This is a genomic window from Psychrobacillus soli (assembly GCF_006861775.1).
GTDB lineage: Bacteria > Bacillota > Bacilli > Bacillales_A > Planococcaceae > Psychrobacillus > Psychrobacillus soli.
Window position 1 is genome coordinate 41,465 of the sequence record NZ_VDGG01000026.1, and the last position, 13,021, is coordinate 54,485.

The following is a 13,021-nucleotide window of genomic DNA, read 5'->3' on the forward strand; positions in this document are numbered from 1 at the left end:
GGACATACATGTATGTAAATTATCGTGAGAGGAGGATGAAAATGAATCGATCTAATTTATATAATCAATGTTGTAATTATCATGGACAACGAGTGAGAATAACTTGTCGTGGTGGGAGAGTTTATGTAGGTGAAATTACAAGAGTTAGCAGAAATACTGTTTGGATTCGACCAGATAATGAATTTGGTGGATATGGTTTAGGTTTCTTTGGTGAAGGATTTGGAATTGGCTTTGGTATTGCCCTCGGTGCTATTACCGGAATCGTTCTGGCTTCCGCTTTTTTATGGTAAAACATATCCTATTCTATTCGAATACATTCCATAATGCTTATCTGTAGAAAAAAAGAAAGGGAATTAGCATTTTTCCTTTCTTTTTTTCTAGTTTTTTTTTTACGTTATTTTCTAACACAGTGTTCGTAAAACCTCCTTCCAAATCAAATCTTCCAAACTAGTAGAAAGACTGTGTATAATGAAATTAGAGTTCATAATATGAATTATTCAAAAAAGGAGTACTACATAATGCCGGATCAAGAAACCGAGTCAACACCTTTAGAGAATCAGCCAACTTGGCTACAAAGTTACATCGATTCTCCTGAAAAGCAACAACAGTTATATAGAAGGACATTGATCATCGTTGTCATTTCACAAATATTCGGTGGAGCAGGGCTTGCAGCAGGGGTAACCGTAGGAGCACTTCTAGCAAAAGACATGCTAGGTACAGACAGTTTTGCAGGAATTCCGGTTGCATTGATCACTTTGGGTTCTGCTGTAGCGGCGCTACTTGTAGGACGATTATCTCAACGTTTCGGGCGACGTTTTGGACTAGCAACAGGATTCTTGACTGGTGGGATTGGTGCGATTGGGGTAGTGATATCAGCAGCTACCAATAATATTCTTCTTCTATTTGCATCTCTGTTAATCTATGGGGCAGGTACTGCTACAAATTTACAAGCCCGATATGCAGGTACAGATCTAGCAATGCCAAAACAACGAGCAACAGCAATAAGTATTGCAATGGTATCAACCACTTTCGGGGCTGTTGCAGGTCCAAACTTAGTCGAAGTAATGGGAGAATTTGCTGCATCAATTGGGGTTCCCGCCCTTGCAGGTCCATTCATTTTATCTGCGGCAGCCTTTATACTTGCCGGTTTAGTTCTTCTTATCTTGCTTCGCCCTGATCCTTTTAATGTTGCGAAAGCTATTGCTGAAGGAAAGGCCGCGAACAATAGTAAACATTCAGATACTGAATCTACTATAATAGCAAATAACAAACCATTAATTATCGTTGGTGCTACGGTAATGGTTTTAACACAAATTGTCATGGTTGCAATTATGACAATGACTCCTATTCATATGGGGCATCATGGACATAGTTTAAAAGAGGTCGGTCTAGTTATCGGCTTCCATATAGGTGGGATGTACCTACCATCTCTTGTAACGGGAATACTCGTCGACAAGGTTGGACGAACGGCAATGGCTATTGCTGCCGGGGCTACTTTACTTCTAGCTGGTGTTATCGCTGCTATAGCACCTACCGATTCAATCCCAGTACTAATCATCGCTCTCACTCTACTTGGTATTGGTTGGAACTTTGGATTAATAAGTGGTACGACACTTATCGTAGATGCTACTAATCCGTATACTCGAGCAAAAACACAAGGATCTGTTGATGTATTGATCGCTTTGGTAGGGGCATCTGGCGGAGCACTGTCTGGCATGGTGTTAGCTCATTCTAGTTATACAACTCTTTCACTTACCGGAGGGATCCTTTCATTATTGCTTATCCCAGTAGTTGTTTGGTCACGTAGCAAACAAAGTAATTCTTAAACTTACATTAATGGGTACCAAGTCATCAATGAATTGGTACCCCTAAATTATGCTAATCCTTGTGCTAAATCCTCTAGTAAATCTTCCACATCTTCAATCCCAACAGATATTCGTACAAGCCCGTCCACAATACCTAATTCCAAACGGCGCTCCCTAGGAATCGATGCATGCGTCATTCTAGCTGGTACGGAGATTAAGCTTTCCACGGCTCCTAAACTTTCCGCTAATGTAAAGTATCGTAGCTTCGCAAGTAACGCATCTGCTTTTTCTCCACTTCCAACATCAAAGGAGATCATCCCACCGAAACCAGTCGTTTGTTTTTTCATTAGCTCGTGTCCAGGGTGTTCCACAAAACCTGGATAATATACTTTTCCAACAGCTTCATGATTATTCAAAAACTCAGCAATTTGCTGGGCATTTGACTGATGCTCTTCCATACGAAGTCCGAGCGTTTTAATGCCCCGCATTAATAACCAAGAATCTTGAGGTCCAAGCACCGCTCCAACCGCATTTTGTACGAAATGTAAATCAGTCGCAAGCTTTTCGGAATTGACAACGACCAAGCCCGCTACTACATCACTATGCCCACTAATATATTTCGTCGCACTATGCACAACAATATCTGCTCCGAACGCAATTGGTTGCTGGAAATAAGGTGACATAAACGTGTTATCTACAATGGTGAGCAGTCCTTTTTCTTTGGCAAACTTTGCGACAGCTTCCATGTCTGTAATCTTCAATAAAGGATTTGTCGGGGTTTCCAAAAATATCGCTTTTGTGTTTTCTAACACAGCTGCTTCCACTTCAGCTATATCACTCGTATCCACAAAAGTAGCTTCAAGTCCAAAACGATTTAATACTTTCGTCATCACTCGATAGGTTCCACCATACACATCATCCGTTAATATGATATGATCCCCTTTGTTGAAAAGCATCATCACAGAACTCGTTGCTGCCATTCCAGAAGCAAATGCAAATCCAGCAACTCCGCCTTCCAAATCACTTATTAATACTTCCAATGCATGGCGAGTAGGATTTCCAGTACGTGAATATTCATAACCTTTGAATTTCCCAACCGATTCTTGCTTATACGTACTCACTTGATAAATCGGTGTCGATACTGCTCCAGTTGCTTCATCGCCAACAATACCTGCATGAATTAGCTTCGTTTTCGCACGCATTTACTTTTCCTCCATTTCAAATTCGCCTTGGCATATGTGCTCCTGCGCAAGCTCGTCGCAGGGAAAACAATGCTCCTGCTCGTCGCAGAAAACAGTGCATTCCGATTTTAATCAACCTTGCTCCATAAAAATCTGTGACTTCTACCGGAGGCTTTCATGTAACTTAGCCGGGTTTAATCCTCGGCTAAGTTGAATAGATCATACACTTTTTGACTTAAATAACGTTCGCTTGAGTCCGGAAAAATAGTGACGATATGGCTTCCATCTTTTGCAATTTCAGCTTCTTTCAGAGCAGCAAAAAAAGCTGCTCCAGATGAACTCCCAACAAGTAATCCTTCTTTTTTTGATAGTGCTCGTAGTTGTGCAAAGGCATCTTCATCACGTACAGTATGAATTGCATCAAAAAAAGAACTGTCCATAAATGCAGGTAGAAACTCCATTCCGATTCCTTCCGTCACATGCGAACCTGCAGTTCCACCATTCAAAATAGATCCAACTGGTTCTACTATTACTGTTTTCACATTAGCATTTCGCTCTTTCAAAAATGTAGATGTCCCCATAAATGTCCCACCAGAGCCGGCTCCTGCAACAAACACATCAATTTGTCCGTCTAAATCTCTCCAAATTTCCGGTCCTAGTGTTTTTTCATAAGTAGCCGGATTCGCTGGATTGGAAAATTGGGATGGTGAAAAAGCATTTGGAATGGTGGCAACTAGTTCACGTGCTTTATCAATCGCCCCTTGCATCCCAAGAGAAGTCTCTGTATTGACGATTTCTGCTCCCAAAGCGCGCATCAACGTTTGTTTTTCCACACTAAACTTTTGTGGGACGACGAATATCACTTTGTACCCTTTCCCAATTGCAGCAAGTGCAATACCTATTCCGGTATTTCCAGCGGTCGGCTCAATAATCGTACCACCAGGCTTTAGCTTTCCAGATTCCTCTGCATCTTTTATTAAAGATAAACCGAGCCGGTCCTTCACGCTGCCCCCTGGATTTAAATATTCCAACTTTGCAAAAATCCTGCAATTATTTGGGATAGTAATATGCGTAATTTCCACGATAGGCGTTCTTCCTATTAATTCCTGGACACTACGAAAATAGTTCATTATGCTTCCTCTTGATAGATTTGGCGCCATTCATCTTTTTTAGCGAGCATTTCCGATGCAATTTCTTTTGCACCTTCTAAGCTGTGACTTGCCGCCCATCCACATTGCACTTCATTGCAAGCTGGCACTTCCGTTGCTTTTAGCACATCTTCTAATGTTTTTTCTAAAATCTCTAAAATTTCATCATAGTTTTCATGATTAATAACCGATAAATAAAATCCAGTTTGGCATCCCATTGGACTAAGATCTACTACTTGATCCGAATGATTACGAATATTTTCTGCCATTAAATGCTCTAATGAATGCAGAGCTGGCATTTTCATATGTTCTTTATTTGGCTGCTTAAAACGAATATCGTATTTATAAATTTCATCTCCACGAATTCCTTCTTTTGTGCCTGCTAAACGGACAAATGGTGCTGCTACCTTTGTGTGATCTAAGTTAAAACTTTCTACATTCATTTTTTGCATTTTTATCGCTCCTATAATTTATTCGCTTCCATTAACCAAACAAAATCATTCATTCTCGTAAAATGTACTTGAAAACCCGCTTCGTCGAACAATTTTGTTAAGATTGGGATCGTCGTATAATATTCTCTTTCTAGATCGTCTGCTACATGATGAAATCCACGTGCTCTTTCTTTTGCAATTCGCTCTTGTTTTGCCTCTTCAGATATAAAAGCAGTATCTGCAAACACCACTTTCCCGTTTGTCGGTAGAAGTGCTGCATACTTTAGTAATGCCTCTCTTTTTTCTTCATCAGTCAAATGATGAAATACATACGTACTGACAAATGCATTGATACTTTCAGTTCCTACTTCAAACTGTATCAAATCCCCATCGATTACTTTAATAGAAGGAAAGCGTATAGCTGTCGCATGACGCATCTTTGTATTAGGTTCGATACCAATGACAGAAAAACCTGCTTCTACTAACTTAGCAGTTAAATTTCCGGTTCCAGTTCCAAATTCAATGACCTTGCCAGAAACACTGGATGCAACTGCATTTAATATATTATCGTATCCTTCAAATACATCTCGGTACTCCGGATCTTCTCCAGCAACCGAAGCCTCATAAGAATCAGCCCACTCATCAAAAATATCAACAAACTCTCTGCCCATCTATTAACCCCTTTTTAAAACTAGATTATTCCTAGTCGATTACTTTGGTTAGGCGTAATATAAATAGTTATATCATAATTGGCAAAATTGTCAAACAAAAAAAGGTCTCTCTACAATTAGAGAAACCCTTTTCAACATTACAAAGGAAAAAATAGCGGGATAACAACCATCATGACGAGGAACATAACAATTTGTAACGGAATTCCCGCTTTCATAAAATCGAAAAACTTATATCCACCCGCTGTCATCACTAATGCATTTGTTGGTGATGCAACTGGTGTTGCAAAAGCCATACTTGACGAAACTGCGATTGCTATTAAAAACGTATACGGATTTGCCCCCATGCTTATTGCAGCACTCATCGCAATTGGTGCAAACAAAACAGCCGTAGCCGTATTACTTATAAATTGTCCAAACACCATCGTAATAAAATAGATACCTATAAGTACGCCCATCGCCCCGAAGCCGCCGAGTAGATTAATAATTCCCTTCGAAAGAATGACCATTCCGCCCGTTTTCTCTAGAGCTGTAGCCATAGGAAGCATCGCTGCTATTAATACAATACTCTCCCAGTTCATCTTTCCATATGCATCATCCATATTTCGCAAGCACCCTGTAACAATCATTAACACTGCCCCAATTAAAACAGATATGACAGCGGGAAAAACCTCAGAAATCATCAGAATAATCATAAATAACATAATTGCCCCTGCAATGGGTGCTTTTCCACTAGCTGCGGCAATACTTGCATGTTCTTTCGGCTGTCCAACAACGACGACATCTTGCATCGCTTTCGACAGCATTTCTATTTCATCCCATGCTCCTTGCACTAAAAGCGCATCCCCAAAACGAAGCCGTACATCTGCCATTTCGCTTAGTACATAATCCCCTTTACGATTTACACCTAGTATATTCAAATTATACTTTTCCCGAAAACCAATACTACCAACCGTTTCATTTATTAAGCTTGAATGTGGAGTTAAAAGCACTTCAGCAATACCTAACTGTTTCGATACAAGCACGTCTGCTTCCGATTCTTCCTGATCTATTTCTAATGAAAAATCCTTCGCAAATTGTTCCATACTACTAAATGCACCTTGCACAAATAATATATCCTTCGCATGAATAATACTAGTTGGTCCAGCCATTTCCTGATACGTAATCGGTAACAGATTTATGCCTTCTATCGATTTACGATCTATTTTTAAAATAGCTAAATGATACTTAGCCGGAAGCTTCAATTCAGCCAGTTGCTTTCCTATTATCAGTGAATGCTCTGGAACGATAAGCTTGTGTAAGCTCCCGCCAAGTTCATAGTCGATTGCCAATTGTTTAGGCGAGAGCTTATGCCCCTCTTTTAATGCGTTTTTATTTTTCGCATTTGGTAATACAACATTTCGAGCTACAACGAAATAAAGGATACCAACAAATATAGCAATAACCCCAACTGGTGTAATTTCAAAAAAACCAAGCTTTTTATAGCCGTTATCTACCAATACTTGGCTAACAATTAAATTAGCCGGTGTTGCAATTAGCGTCAAAAGCCCAGACAAACTACTGATATACGATAGCGGTATTAAATACTTCGACGGACTACTATTAATACTGATCGCAATACTTATAACAATCGGTAGCATTAATGCAACTGTCCCTGTGTTACTCATAAATGCCCCAACTATACCGGTAATAACGAGTAATAAAATAAATAATCTATTTTCACTTTTTCCAGACCATTTAAGAAGTAAATTGCCAGCCGTCTGTGCAAGGCCTGTACGCACGATCCCCGCACCTACAACAAACAGTCCCGCAATCATGATTACGACAGAATTCGAAAAACCTGCTAGCGCTTCTGTTGGTTCTAAAACTCCCGTAATAACAAATGCCAATAATGCCAAAACAGCAACCAAATCTGCTCGCACTCGGTTGCTAATAAATAACACAATACTTATTGCTAAAATACTAAACGTAATAACAAGCTGCATAACCACATGCGCCCTTTCCGTCAGATAATACATCTATTATATAAGAAGTCGGGGGTAAGTGCTTCATCCCAACTATCGCTTCAATAAGTGTTTCACAAAGTGCCACATATTTTTCACAAAAGTATTTTTCATTAAAAATGCAGTGAGCTATTCAATACTCACTGCATTTTTTCATATTCGAATGGAATTTATTTCTCTACGTATTTTCGCAAAATAGGTTCTAAATAGTCTTCTTTGAAAAATGTACTATTCGCCAAAAATGCTTCTACGCTCTCTTTTTCTAACTGCAGAAAGACAAATTCATCGAATTCTGGTTGTTCTCCTTTTTCAATTAGACGCTGATTGTGTTTTTCGAATAATACTTGAAGTTCATTTGAAGTATCGTTTACTTGAAGTTCAAACATTACTGCCCAAAAATCATATGTCCCTTTACTTTTCAAAAACCTAGGAGCAAATGATTTCACATAAGGAGACTCGATAAGTAAACCCATTTCCTCTTCTAATTCTTTTCCAATACTTTTCTCCAAATTAAAAATAAAGCCATCCAAATCGGTCTCGTCTAAACCTCCACCAGTAAATTGCATTCTACCAGGTGTCGAAGTATGTTCATTCATCTTGCCGAAAGCAATATAATTGTCGATCGTAATAACGGCTACACATGTGAATATGACTTTACAAGGAAATGCGCAACCTTCGTGACGGATTGTGTAAAGATAGTGTTTATAATCTGTTTTTGCTACTGTCACTTGAAGTTCTTTCGGTGTATTATTAATTTGGGTAATCGTAAATACTTCTCCATTGCGCAAATGAGGATTAATTTTTATCTGGTTGTCCCAATATTTTTCATGCTGCTTCTTTATACTTACTGGCAAATCGTATGATTCCGGATCATACTTAACGGTAACTTTGGCAGGTGTTTCTTCGATTAATATCGGTTCTATTTTATTCACTCCACTTCTTCAACTGCAAATCCTTCGTAAATAAGTTTTTATAACAAAGCACACTCAACATCATACTCGTAATGGCAGACGAATTAGTAAACACGAAAATGATTAATCATTGATAGCGAACAGCTTCTACTGGGTCCGCTCCGGCAATAATCATTCCGGTCATCATATCTGGGAGTTGCATTAGTCCTACTGTTTTCATTGCATCAATGGCCGGAATCATTCTAAACTTCACCGATCGTTTGAGTACATCTTGTACTGCCTGTCTACTCGTTGCGCCAAGCGCAAGTAATGTCTCAATTTCTCCTTTAGAGCTTTCCGTTTCGCGTTTTAATTGCGTTAAAAATAAACCACAAGCAACCATCGCATTGTTTGTTCTGCTGTATGCCAATAATTTTTCGTTAAGCCTTTCATTTCACATAAAGCTGTCATTCATTCTCTTCCCACTCTTCTCTTAATAAACCCATTCGAATAGAATCATAATAAACGCCGTCATAATAACGGCATTTTCGAAGGCGTGCTTCCATCGTCATCCCTAACTTTTCACCGACTTTGATCATGCGCTCGTTGCCAGACCAAGTTGTATAGCCTACGCGTACAAGTGGTAATTCTTTAAATAAATGCGTAATCCACATGCGAAGTGCCTTTGTTCCAATTCCGCCACTCCAATACTGGGGTTCATAAATAACGATGCCCATCTCTAACCAGAGCGACTCTTCGTGCTCCCAATAATAACAAAGTGATCCTACTAATTCGTTATCTACGTAAATACCCCACATATCTTCTTGGTTAATCAGCTGATCCTTTTTCTCTAGAAATTGCTCTAATGTTTTCGGCTGGTACGGAAAATAAGGTGCGTCCCACTTTTTCCACTCTGGCGATGCTTCTTTTGCACTCAATTTCCAAAGTCTTACAATTTCTTTTTCTACTATAGGTCTTATCATAATATGTTGCATTTTCATGACCCCCGTCCTACTTGCATATCCATAATATTATCATAATTTCGTTCATATGACCGTATGCACCAAGCACTTCGTTGTGTTAAAGTGTTATATAACAAAAATATTATTAGAAAAAGGAGTGACACAACTTTGGGTGGAAATCAGCAATTACAACGAGGACTCGAACAACGGCATATCACCCTCATGTCTTTAGGTGCAGCAATTGGAGTCGGACTATTTTTAGGCTCTGCAACGGCAATTCGGCTAGCTGGACCTGCAATTCTTATTTCATACATAATTGGTGGATTAGTTATATTAATAATTATGCGTGCACTTGGAGAAATGGCGGTACATAATCCCGTTTCAGGTTCATTTAGTAGATATGCACAGGATTACTTAGGACCACTTGCAGGTTACATCACCGGTTGGAATTATTGGTTTTTATGGGTTGTTACATGTATGGCTGAAATTACAGCTGTAGGTGTTTATATGCAAATGTGGTACCCTGATACACCTGCATGGATTTGGGCATTATCAGCACTTGTTATAATGACATTAGTAAACTTAATCGCAGTGAAGGCTTATGGTGAATTCGAATTTTGGTTTGCTCTAATAAAAATTATCGCAATTGTAGCAATGATTTTCGTTGGATTTGGAGTAATCATTTTTGGTATTGGGAATAACGGAATAGCTGTTGGAATTAGCAACTTATGGTCGAATGGTGGATTTGCACCAAATGGAGTTACGGGAATTTTAATGTCGCTACAAATGGTCATGTTCGCTTATTTAGGAGTAGAAATGATTGGTGTAACAGCAGGAGAAGCAAAAAATCCAAAAACCGTTATTCCTCGCGCAATCGACACTGTTTTCTGGCGTATTCTTATTTTCTATGTTGGGGCTCTTTTCGTCATTATGTCCATTTATCCATGGAATGAAATCGGTCAAAATGGAAGTCCATTCGTTTTAATGTTTGAAAAAATCGGCATCGGACCAGCTGCTGGCATTATTAACTTCGTCGTATTAACGGCAGCACTTTCTAGCTGTAACAGTGGTATTTTCAGTACTGGTCGTATGTTATTTAACTTAGCTGAACAAAAGCAAGCTTCTCCTAATTTCAAGCGAATTAATGGAGCTGGCGTACCTGCTAGAGCAATACTATTTTCTGCCGTTTTACTATTAGTCGGTGTTTTATTGAATTATCTTGTTCCGGAAAAAGTATTTATATGGGTAACGAGTATTTCAACTTTTGGGGCGGTTTGGACTTGGGGAATTATTTTGTTGTCTCAGTTAAAATTCCGTAAGACCCTTTCTAAAGGGCAAGTTTCTAAATTATCATACAAAGCTTTGTTCTATCCGTTTGGGTCGTATTTAGCCCTTGCCTTCTTACTATTAGTACTTGGGCTCATGGCCTATTTCCCTGACACACGCATTGCGTTAATCGTAGGACCAATTTGGATAATCTTCCTAGTATTTATGTATTTTAATAAAGGTTTGCATAAGAAATGACTTAATCGAGCGAGAGTTCGATCGATTGTGTCATAAGATTGATCGATTCACCTAGAACCCCCTTCAATATAGAAATGAAGGGGGTTCTTTTTCCATTAAATATATTTCTCAAACCAACTTGTAATTTGATCTAATCTAGTTTGTCGTAAATTTGGTAATCCAACTCGAGATAAATTATGATCCGCTTGAGGGAAACGAACAAAACTCGTTTCTTTTCCCATTGCTTTTAACGTTATATACAATTGTTGTCCTTGTTCAATCGGACAACGGTAATCATTTTCACTATGCAATATGAGTAGTGGCGTTTCTACATTCGATGCATATTTCAATGGAGAAGCATCCCACAGTTTCGTTATATCAGACATATCTGCACCGATTTGCCATTCAGTAAAATAATAGCCAATATCCGAAACACCGTAAAAACTAATCCAGTTCGAAATAGATCGTTGTGTAACCGCGGCCTTAAATCGATTTGTATGACCAACAATCCAGTTTGTCATAAATCCTCCGTAACTACCACCAGTTACGCCAAGTCTCGAATCGTCAATCCAGTCATTTTCAGCCAGTACATAATCGAGTCCTGCCATTATATCCTCATAGTCCCCACCTCCATAATCACCACGCACTGCATCAACAAATTGTTGACTATATGAATGACTACCGCGCGGATTTACATATAATACACCGTATCCTTTTGCAGCTAGCAATTGAAGTTCATGGAAAAAAGTGTTGGCATACATCGTATGCGGCCCACCATGAATTTCTACGATAAGTGGATACTTTTTCCCTTTTTCATAGCCTACTGGCTTCATTAGCCAACCATGAACGTCCCAATCTTTAGCACCTTTATAAACAATTGCTTCTGGTTCCGAGAGCTCTAGTTCATTTAATAATGCCTCATTAAAGTTTGTTAGCTGTATTCTTTCACCAGTCGCTAAATTTTGCTTAAATAATTCCCCGGGAAATATTGCGTTACTTATTGTCGCAAGGGAAAATGTACCTGTCGCATCTATATCATAACCATATATATGTTCATTTTCCGCTGTTGCCGGATACACCGCTCCATCTAATGAAGCAAAATAAAGTCGAACGTCTCCCATTGTAGACAATTGAAAGTACAAATGATTGCCGTCTGTCCATACTATATCTGGTGCACTAGCACCTTGCTGAATATCTCCACCAGAATAATCTCCTACCGGCGCGTCAATTCCTTCCGTTAGCACTTGACGAGATCCTGTACTCACTTCATAAACGAATACTTCCGCATGCGATGCATTTTGATACTGTCGATTGCTGCCAGTAAAGGCAATGTACTTGTCATCTTTTGAAAAAGCCGCTCCCCCGTAATAGCCTTCTTCATCCGTTAATACGGTTTCTTCTTTTGACTCTATATCAACTAATAATAACGGTTGGCGGAATGAGAAGTCTTGATTTTTCTCCCTGTTAACCCCCATCACTAGCTTCTTTCCATCATGCGAAATAGCTTGTAAGTTATAATTGTAGGATCCTTCTGTAAACTGCGTTATTTCTACTGTAGCGATATCTATATATCCAATTTGTTTATATGTATCTTTTGGTAGCAAGCCAACACCATCTGCATGATACTTCATTTTGTCTACAATATAAGCTTCCGGCAATTTATTTTCTTCTTTTTCCGCTTCATCATTCCATGTTTTCCCTTCTTTTAATGGGGCAACAAACCATATTTTTTGCCCACATGGTGACCAACTAAAGCTAGAAATACCTTTTTCCACTTTTGTTAATTTCTTTGCTTCTCCGCCACTTGTTGAAAGGACGTATACTTGATTGTCCTCTTCTCGGTTCGATAAGAATGCAATGTATTTTCCGTCTGTGGACCATTGCGGTGAGGATATACGTTCTTTCTTATGCGTCCACTGTGTTACCTCTTTTGTTTCCACATTTACATGATATAAGTACGCATAATATGTATTATCTTTTTCATCCATTTCCGAACGAATAAATATTGCTTCTTTTCCATTCGGTGCAATAACCGGGTTTGTAACGGAATGCAAGTTAAATAAATCCTTTGCCTCTAAGTTTCTCTTCGTCACTTTTCTATTCCTCACTTTCAAAATGCATCTTCCATGTATTTCGACACTCGAAACCTTTTTCCTGCTTTATTATAAAACTTAAAGATTGAACATGAAAAACAAATAGCTACCTTTATAAAGGATAGTTCGCGCAATATAGGGATACTGCGTGGTAGTGCGTCAACTAGTGACCGCTATGATTTCCGCTGCAGTCGAACGCTTTCCGCCGGGTGAGCGATGAGCCATCCGGCAGGAGTCGTCGACTGTAGCGAAAATCAACGGAAATGGCTTACTTATCAGCTTCGGCTCGTAAAAAAACAAAATTTTATACAGTTTTTTCGAATGTGTAAATCCAGTA

Annotated in this window: 12 protein-coding genes; 3 read left to right on the top strand and 9 right to left on the bottom strand. The window is 39.0% G+C overall.

Annotation, left to right across the window (positions count from 1 at the left end):
* The first annotated feature begins 41 nt into the window (after positions 1 to 41).
* Both FG383_RS13140 and FG383_RS13145 read left to right on the top strand, forming a co-directional pair.
* Complete coding sequence (locus tag FG383_RS13140) at positions 42 to 290, top strand: hypothetical protein (protein WP_142607848.1); 249 nt, start codon at positions 42 to 44, stop codon at positions 288 to 290.
* Between the two features lie 228 nt (positions 291 to 518).
* A complete protein-coding gene (locus FG383_RS13145) occupies positions 519 to 1,826 on the top strand; it encodes an MFS transporter (RefSeq protein ID WP_246096996.1) in 1,308 nt (435 codons plus the stop codon).
* 47 nt (positions 1,827 to 1,873) lie between these two features.
* Here FG383_RS13145 and FG383_RS13150 read toward each other — a convergent pair whose 3' ends face one another.
* The 8 genes from FG383_RS13150 to FG383_RS13185 all read right to left on the bottom strand — a co-directional run bounded on the left by FG383_RS13150 (position 1,874) and on the right by FG383_RS13185 (position 9,127).
* On the bottom strand, positions 1,874 to 3,007 hold the full coding sequence (locus FG383_RS13150) for a bifunctional cystathionine gamma-lyase/homocysteine desulfhydrase (protein WP_142607850.1): 1,134 nt from the start codon (positions 3,005 to 3,007) through the stop codon (positions 1,874 to 1,876).
* A gap of 173 nt (positions 3,008 to 3,180) precedes the next feature.
* On the bottom strand, positions 3,181 to 4,116 hold the full coding sequence (cysK, locus tag FG383_RS13155) for a cysteine synthase A (RefSeq protein WP_142607851.1): 936 nt from the start codon (positions 4,114 to 4,116) through the stop codon (positions 3,181 to 3,183).
* On the bottom strand, positions 4,116 to 4,586 hold the full coding sequence (locus tag FG383_RS13160) for an S-ribosylhomocysteine lyase (RefSeq protein ID WP_142607852.1): 471 nt from the start codon (positions 4,584 to 4,586) through the stop codon (positions 4,116 to 4,118). Before FG383_RS13160 ends, cysK begins: the two co-directional genes overlap by 1 nt.
* 11 nt (positions 4,587 to 4,597) lie before the next feature.
* Positions 4,598 to 5,236, bottom strand: coding sequence for a class I SAM-dependent DNA methyltransferase (locus FG383_RS13165; RefSeq protein ID WP_142607853.1), 639 nt, complete (start codon positions 5,234 to 5,236; stop codon positions 4,598 to 4,600).
* Positions 5,237 to 5,373: 137 nt separating this feature from the next.
* Positions 5,374 to 7,218 carry an SLC13 family permease gene (locus FG383_RS13170; RefSeq protein WP_142607854.1) on the bottom strand — a complete coding sequence of 615 codons (1,845 nt, stop codon included), beginning with the start codon at positions 7,216 to 7,218 and terminating at the stop codon, positions 5,374 to 5,376.
* Positions 7,219 to 7,406: 188 nt separating this feature from the next.
* Positions 7,407 to 8,168, bottom strand: coding sequence for a hypothetical protein (locus tag FG383_RS13175; RefSeq protein WP_142607855.1), 762 nt, complete (start codon positions 8,166 to 8,168; stop codon positions 7,407 to 7,409).
* Between the two features lie 106 nt (positions 8,169 to 8,274).
* On the bottom strand, positions 8,275 to 8,529 hold the full coding sequence (locus FG383_RS13180; RefSeq protein ID WP_425467651.1) for an ABC transporter permease: 255 nt from the start codon (positions 8,527 to 8,529) through the stop codon (positions 8,275 to 8,277).
* 64 nt (positions 8,530 to 8,593) lie between these two features.
* Positions 8,594 to 9,127, bottom strand: coding sequence for a GNAT family N-acetyltransferase (locus FG383_RS13185; RefSeq protein WP_142607856.1), 534 nt, complete (start codon positions 9,125 to 9,127; stop codon positions 8,594 to 8,596).
* A 129-nt stretch (positions 9,128 to 9,256) separates the two neighbouring features.
* Here FG383_RS13185 and FG383_RS13190 point away from each other — a divergent pair, with 129 nt between their 5' ends.
* Positions 9,257 to 10,612, top strand: coding sequence for an amino acid permease (locus FG383_RS13190; RefSeq protein WP_281285321.1), 1,356 nt, complete (start codon positions 9,257 to 9,259; stop codon positions 10,610 to 10,612).
* A gap of 95 nt (positions 10,613 to 10,707) precedes the next feature.
* Here the strand turns inward: FG383_RS13190 and FG383_RS13195 are convergent, their stop codons facing one another.
* Positions 10,708 to 12,684 carry a S9 family peptidase gene (locus tag FG383_RS13195; protein ID WP_185907938.1) on the bottom strand — a complete coding sequence of 659 codons (1,977 nt, stop codon included), beginning with the start codon at positions 12,682 to 12,684 and terminating at the stop codon, positions 10,708 to 10,710.
* Between the last annotated feature and the right edge of the window lie 337 nt (positions 12,685 to 13,021).

Bases quoted from the DNA above. Each gene is read 5' to 3' on its own strand.
- FG383_RS13170 (WP_142607854.1), bottom strand. From the start codon at position 7,218: ATGCAGCTTGTTATTACGTTTAGTATTTTAGCAATAAGTATTGTGTTA.
- FG383_RS13145 (WP_246096996.1), top strand. From the start codon at position 519: ATGCCGGATCAAGAAACCGAGTCAACACCTTTAGAGAATCAGCCAACT.
- FG383_RS13165 (WP_142607853.1), bottom strand. From the start codon at position 5,236: ATGGGCAGAGAGTTTGTTGATATTTTTGATGAGTGGGCTGATTCTTAT.
- FG383_RS13140 (WP_142607848.1), top strand. From the start codon at position 42: ATGAATCGATCTAATTTATATAATCAATGTTGTAATTATCATGGACAA.
- cysK (WP_142607851.1), bottom strand. From the start codon at position 4,116: ATGAACTATTTTCGTAGTGTCCAGGAATTAATAGGAAGAACGCCTATC.
- FG383_RS13180 (WP_425467651.1), bottom strand. From the start codon at position 8,529: ATGGTTGCTTGTGGTTTATTTTTAACGCAATTAAAACGCGAAACGGAA.
- FG383_RS13160 (WP_142607852.1), bottom strand. From the start codon at position 4,586: ATGCAAAAAATGAATGTAGAAAGTTTTAACTTAGATCACACAAAGGTA.
- FG383_RS13150 (WP_142607850.1), bottom strand. From the start codon at position 3,007: ATGCGTGCGAAAACGAAGCTAATTCATGCAGGTATTGTTGGCGATGAA.
- FG383_RS13185 (WP_142607856.1), bottom strand. From the start codon at position 9,127: ATGAAAATGCAACATATTATGATAAGACCTATAGTAGAAAAAGAAATT.